Genomic DNA, 5969 nt, shown 5'->3' with positions numbered 1-5969 from the left:
CGAACCCCGAACTCCTGACCGACAGCGATGCCCCCACGTCACACCATCGAGCGATGGCAAGACCGACGAAACGCCACATCCCGCACTCTCAGACCTACTACGCCGCCTGGCGCGATGAGGGAATCCTCGCCCGACTCAACCACGACCTGACCGGCCTGGCCCGCGCGAAAGAAGGCTGCAAGCCCGAACCCACCGCCTCCGTCATCGACACCCAGAGCGTCAAGACCTCCAGCAACGTGCCCCTGACCAGCCAGGGAACCGACGCCGCGAAGAAGATCGTCGGACGGAAGCGAGGTGCCCTCACCGACACGATCGGACTGATCCTCGCCGTGACCGTCGCCAGCGCGGGCCTCTCCGAGATCGCCGTAGGAATAGGTCTCCTCGACCAGGTCATGAAGACCTACCCCACCATCACCAAGAGCTGGGTCGACACCGGCTTCAAGAACGCCGTCGTCGAGCACGGCGCGAACCTGGAATGGACATCGAAGTCGTCAAGAGAAACCCCGGAGTTCGCGGCTTCCACGTGGTCCTGTCCATCTCCCGAGGCGTGGCGGGGCTTGCCGTCACCTCGGCCTCCCTGGCGGAAAGAGGCCTTGCGGCCAGGGTGCTTTGGGGGAGGGGGTATGTCGGGGCGACCGGTCACTGTCCTCTCCGCCCAGCAGTAAGAGTTCGGGAGTCCGGGTGGCCTCGGCTGCGATTGGCGGTGCCCGTTCTCCGGAGTCCCGCGCCCCGCGGGCGGCGTGCCGCCACTGCCCTCGCCGGACTATCCTGGGGGTGCGGCCAGAGCGATGGGTCAGGTCCTGTCGAGGTAGGCGACACCTCCGACAGGCTTGGCCGAAGCCTCGAAGAGGTTGTCCCATAATACGGATCCAGCGATCCCCATTATGGGATAGAATGGCTACGTGTCCTCTTCGTCGCAGCGGCCTGATCGAGCCGGCATCCAAGTCATCCGGCGTGCCGTCTGCATTCTCGAAACAGTGGGAGCCCACAACGGAAGCATGCGGCTGGCCAGTCTCGATGACGCTGTCGGCTTGGCCAAGACCACCACGCATCGCATCGTGAGCGCCCTGGCCGAGGAGCGGCTGCTGCGTATTGATGTCGACGGACGGATCTGGTTGGGCAGCGCCCTCGGCGCACTCGCCCGCGTCGCCGCGGTCGGCTTGGTGGATGAACTCAGGCCGACCCTTGTGAGCCTGCAGAGAGAGATCGACGAAACCGTCGATCTCTCTGTCCTCGAAGGCGACGCAGTGCGTTTTGTCGACCAGGTACAAGGAACGCAGGCTCTGCGAGTGGTTTCCGCGGTCGGAGCCGCCTTCCCCCTGCACTGCACAGCCAACGGTAAAGCGTTTCTTGCGGCTCTACCGGATGAGCAAGTCGAACATCTGCTACGTCGCCATCCGTTGCAGCGCTTTACCCCCGCGACGCTCACCTCCCAGGAACAACTGCGGCGCGAGATCGAGACGATCCGTGCCTCAGGAGCGGCAATCGACCGACAGGAGCATAGCCTGGGCATTGCCGCCGTTGGGGCAGTGGTGACACGCGACGGGGCGCCCTACGCTGCGATTTCCGTTCCTGTCCCGTTCGAGCGTTTCGCCACGCACCAGGACACGCTCATCGAGCGCGTCACTGCGGCCTGCAGATCTGTATCCACCTGAGCCAGTGGGACATCTGCGACCAGCCAGTGACAGGACCCTGTCGCCGAGTCGGGGAGCTCACGGCAGGGGACGAAAGCAGAGCTGAGGTTGATCCTCGGGAGTGGACACCGGGTTTCATGCGGCGAGTGACAGCGCACGTGACGTGATCAGTTGCGGGTCGGACGCGGCTGGTGTGAGGTAGCCGAGGGCGGAGTGCCGACGGCGCTTGTTGTAGTACGACAGCCAGCGGAGCAGCTCGAGCCGTGTTTGCGCCTTCAAGGTCCAGCGCCTCCCGTGAAGCAACTCGCGCTTGAGTCCCTGGAAGAACGACTCGGCAAGGGCATTGTCGTAGCTCGAGCCCTTTCTGGTGACAGTGCGCCGCAGCTGGGCGACCTGCGTGGCTCCGCTGAACTCGACCCATGCCGGCACGTCAATGACCTTGATCGTCCGGGTGGCACAACGTCCGTGTCCTCGATCCGTCCTGGTGAAGGCAGGTATCGAAGCACAGGGAAGCGCCTTGAGCTGCACATGCAACGACTTCTGATTGGCCTTCACGGTCAGGATGTAGTCACCGCCGGCCCTGGTCACCAGGGTCGCTGTGTCGTGCTGAGTGTGCAGCGCGTCCATGGTGACGACCCCGCCGTCCAAGTCGAGGAGTTGAAGCAGCTCCCGGGCCGCGGGGAGCTCGTTGCTCTTCTCACCCACTGCAATCGGCCTCCCGCGTTCGCCGCACGGACAAGACCTCACCCACACGCTGCCGCGCGATCAGCCACTCCTGCCAGTCCCTCTCCGCCTCCGCGAGTTCGGCGAACACCCGGTCCGCCTCCTCCCGCAGCCCCTCCAGACGCTCTCGCGCGGCCAACTCACGCGCCTCCAGCAAACCCACGACCGACGCCATCTCCGCAACTCCACCGACAAAGAGAACCCAACGGCACCAGCCTGTCTCCCCCACCACGACATCACGCCTGACCTGCGAGAACGTGCACATCAAGTTCGGTACAACAACGGCTTCTAACAAACCACCGGTAGCTGCCCTGCCTCAGCTTGGGGACGGCGAGCTCCATGGTCCCGGCCCTCGTGTCCCACTCACGTGGGCGATAGCCGTTGCGGTGGTTGACTCTCTCGTCGCTGACCTGCCCGTATTCGGCGTTGCAGAGCATCGGCCTCCGCCGACATGAGCGCGTCGGCGAACGTCTTGACCATCGCGCGCAGCAGGTCCGGACTCGCCGCGGCAAGGTTGTTCTCGGCGAGGGCGTGCAGAGGCAGACTGTCGGGTGCGGTCATCGTGCTGATCTCCTTCAAAGACTTGGTCGTCTTGAAAGATCAGCCGGTGGCCGTTCTCATATCCGGGCCCTTACGACTTACCTCAGCCGCCATGGCCGTTCTCACCCTGAGAATTCTTACTGTCTGGATCTGGATTGTCACCGACAGTGCGCTCCAATCGAAACTGAAGTCGCCCTGACAAGCCTCAGAGAACGGCAAAGAGCACATACCCTCGCTGTGCAGGGACGGCCAAAAGGACGATTTTCCCGCCCATCATGCCTATTCACGTCATCGCCATTGCGTGTCAGTCTAGAGAGCCGATGGTCCAGCAGCTCCAGGATCGAGAGGATCCAATGGCCTGGTCATTTGAGGCGCTTCGATTCCATGACGCATCATGCTGCATGGCGCAGAGTGGTCAGTTGGCGCACCCATCCGACACGCTGTCGCGTGGGGTGCGCCGCGGTTCCTGTCTGTGGCGGTGATTACCGATGCCCGACAACATCCCTGCCGACCTCACTAGCATGGTGGGAAGGCGTGCGGAAGTAGCCCACATCAGGCAGACCTTGTCGACATCACGCCTCGTGACGATCACAGGTGTGGGGGGTGTGGGAAAGACACGCCTGGCCTTGCAGGTCGCGCGGCGATTGCGACGCGCCTTTCCGGACGGCGTGTGGCTGGTATCCCTGGCCGAACTCCGGGACCAGAGGCTGATGGACCTGACAGTAATGCAAGCAGTCGGAATGCCCACCGCTGGCGCTGAACCCAGGCTCGCGCTCATCGACTTCCTCAAATGTAAGAGGCTGCTGCTGATATTCGATAACTGTGAGCACTTGATCGATGCTAGCGCGCAGCAGGTAGCGGATCTGCTTCGAGCGTGCCCCGACATTCAGATAATGATCACGAGTCGAGAGCCACTAGGTGTAGAAGGTGAATACATATTCACAGTGTCGCCGCTCGCCATTCCCGCATCGCGCGGAAGTCGTATGTCTGAATTTGAACAGGAATCGGTCACTCTCTTTAAAGAGCGCGCGGCGGCGGTCCTTCCGGGATTTGCCCTCACTGAGAAGAATAGGGGCGCAGTGGAGGAGCTGTGTCGTAGACTCGACGGGCTTCCTCTCGCAATCGAACTGGCCGCCGTGCGCATGCGTGCTTTGTCGCCGGAGAACATTCTGGCCCGCCTCAACAGTGAGAGCGATTTGAGGTGCGGCTACCGAACTGCTCCGGTTCGACAGCAATCCTTGCGCGGAGCGATCGACTGGAGCTTCAGGCTCTGTACGGAGCAAGAGCACCTCATGTGGGCCCGGCTTTCGGTGTTCACCGGAAATTGCGACCTTGCAGCCGTCGAGTACGTATGCTCCGGAGAGGGTATCGACCGGTCTACGGCGGCCGATCTGATCGCAAGCCTGGTGGACAAGTCCATCGTCATTCGAGAAGAGGTCGACGGAGTCCCGAGGTACCGACAGCTTGAGGTGATCCGCCAGTACGGTATCGACCGTCTCAGGGAAAAGGGTGGCGAGCTTGAACTCCGTATCCGCCATCGCGACTATTATATGCAGTTCGCGAAGCAGGGTGAGCGGCAATGGTTCGGTCGTAATCAGATCGACATATTCAAGCGCCTTTGCGAAGAGCAAGCTAATATTAGGGCAGCCTTGGAATTCTGCATAACGCAAGAAGGGCAAGTTGATTTCGGCATGTACATGGCCGGCTCCCTGTGGCCCTACTGGCTGATGTGCGGCCTGCAGCGGGAAGGTCAGTACTGGTTGAACCGCGCACTCACCCATCCGCAGCGTACCGAGAGGAGTGAGCACCGTATAGTCGCCTTGTGGGGGAGGGCTTTCCTGGATGCCATGCTCGATGACATGCCTGCAGCGCTGGACGCCCTGACTACGTGTCAGCGATTGGCTTATGATATGGAAAATGAGCCATACGTTGCTCACTCCACCTACCTGTTTGGCCTGGCGCGGCTCCATGACTCGGACCCTTCATCAGGACTTGCGCTACTGCAAGAGGGACTCGAGCGAGAGAAGGCGCTGAGCCAGCTCAATCCCCATCTGCATATGGCTCAGCTCCTTGTTGGGTACGCTGCTTGTTTGACTGGAAAACCAGATCTTGCCATTGATCCACTTCAGGACTGTGAAATGGCAAGTAGGGAGCACGGGGACATCTGGCTTCTGTCCTGGGTCTATATTTTTCTCGGTCTCAGCAACGTTCTTCGAGGGGAGCCCGAGCAGGCGGAGTCCCAACTACAGGACGGCCTCAGGTTGAAGGTTCAGCTGGGCGACCTCCTTGGTGTCGCTTCCTCCATCGAGTACCTCGCATGGGTCGCGATGGATCAGGGAGATGCGGAGCGTTGCGTCAGGCTCTTGGGAGGGGGGCATGTTCTGTGGACACCTCTGGCCGCACGCCTGGGTGGTTTCCCTCCTCTCATCAGATGGCACAATGAATATGCGCAAAAAGCCCGCGAATTCCTGGGGGAACAGGACTATCTTCGTTTGCATGGCGAAGCGTCGAGGCTTGGAGTGGATGAGATTATATCCTATGCATCCGGCCGAGAAGAAGCCGCGATGCCCAAACCGGCGACTCAAGAGTCCAACGTGTTGACTCGACGCGAGCGGCAGATCGCCAAACTCCTTGCCGAAGGTCTGTCCAACAAGGATATTGCCGCCAAACTGGTCATCGCTCCCCGCACCGCCGAAGGGCATGTCGCTCATATTCTGACCAAACTAGGCTTGAACTCCCGACTGCAGGTCGCAGCATGGTTTTCAAGACAGTAGGAGAGAATCGACGGCTGAGTCCAACGGAGAAACTCGTTACCCTCTTTGTTTCGTAAGAAGCCGTTGTCGTACCGATCTTGTTGGGCGTCAGTTCGGGTGTGGTGAGATATGTCGGACGCGGAGTGGGCGGTCGTGCGGGACGCGATGCCCGTCCCGGCGTGGATGAACGGTAAGGGCGGTCAGCCGGAGGGCTACTGTCACCGGCTGAAGCTTCCCCTTGCTCTTGGACACCTGGAGACTGGGATCTTGAGGTTCCAGAGGAAGTAGCACCAGGTGGGAAGTAAGTACGCGAAGCGGT

General features: G+C 61.2%; 5 protein-coding genes and 2 pseudogenes. 3 read left to right on the top strand and 4 right to left on the bottom strand.

Features of this window, described 5'->3' with window-relative positions; genetic code table 11:
- Nucleotides 1-95: 95 nt before the first annotated feature.
- Nucleotides 96-529: pseudogene (locus tag ACFWI9_RS32495) on the top strand (transposase); the annotation flags it as partial.
- A gap of 373 nt (nt 530-902) precedes the next feature.
- Nucleotides 903-1655: an IclR family transcriptional regulator gene (locus tag ACFWI9_RS32490; protein ID WP_387168364.1), complete on the top strand. Its 753-nt coding sequence runs from the start codon at nt 903-905 to the stop codon at nt 1653-1655.
- 114 nt (nt 1656-1769) lie between these two features.
- Here the strand turns inward: ACFWI9_RS32490 and ACFWI9_RS32485 are convergent.
- From ACFWI9_RS32485 to ACFWI9_RS32470, 4 genes and pseudogenes are all read right to left on the bottom strand, one after another.
- Nucleotides 1770-2342, bottom strand: a pseudogene (locus tag ACFWI9_RS32485) (ISAs1 family transposase); the annotation flags it as partial.
- Complete coding sequence (locus ACFWI9_RS32480; RefSeq protein ID WP_387168369.1) at nt 2332-2532, bottom strand: hypothetical protein; 201 nt, start codon at nt 2530-2532, stop codon at nt 2332-2334. The pseudogene ACFWI9_RS32485 and the gene ACFWI9_RS32480, both read right to left, overlap by 11 nt.
- 61 nt (nt 2533-2593) lie before the next feature.
- On the bottom strand, nt 2594-2794 hold the full coding sequence (locus ACFWI9_RS32475; RefSeq protein WP_387168361.1) for a transposase: 201 nt from the start codon (nt 2792-2794) through the stop codon (nt 2594-2596).
- Entirely contained in the window at nt 2721-2918 is a 198-nt protein-coding gene (locus ACFWI9_RS32470; RefSeq protein WP_387168366.1) for a hypothetical protein, read from the bottom strand. Before ACFWI9_RS32470 ends, ACFWI9_RS32475 begins: the two co-directional genes overlap by 74 nt.
- Nucleotides 2919-3385: 467 nt before the next feature.
- Here ACFWI9_RS32470 and ACFWI9_RS32465 point away from each other — a divergent pair, with 467 nt between their 5' ends.
- A complete protein-coding gene (locus ACFWI9_RS32465) occupies nt 3386-5671 on the top strand; it encodes an ATP-binding protein (RefSeq protein WP_387168358.1) in 2286 nt (761 codons plus the stop codon).
- Nucleotides 5672-5969 lie beyond the last annotated feature (298 nt).

The organism is Streptomyces sp. NPDC127084 (genome assembly GCF_042724175.1).
Taxonomy (GTDB): Bacteria; Actinomycetota; Actinomycetes; order Streptomycetales; family Streptomycetaceae; genus Streptomyces.
This window is presented reverse-complemented; position numbering and strand designations above follow the sequence as displayed.

Excerpts from the sequence above, each read along its gene's own strand:
- ACFWI9_RS32465 (WP_387168358.1), top strand. The coding sequence starts at position 3,386 with ATGCCCGACAACATCCCTGCCGACCTCACTAGCATGGTGGGAAGGCGT.
- ACFWI9_RS32470 (WP_387168366.1), bottom strand. The coding sequence starts at position 2,918 with ATGACCGCACCCGACAGTCTGCCTCTGCACGCCCTCGCCGAGAACAAC.
- ACFWI9_RS32480 (WP_387168369.1), bottom strand. The coding sequence starts at position 2,532 with ATGGCGTCGGTCGTGGGTTTGCTGGAGGCGCGTGAGTTGGCCGCGCGA.
- ACFWI9_RS32475 (WP_387168361.1), bottom strand. The coding sequence starts at position 2,794 with ATGCTCTGCAACGCCGAATACGGGCAGGTCAGCGACGAGAGAGTCAAC.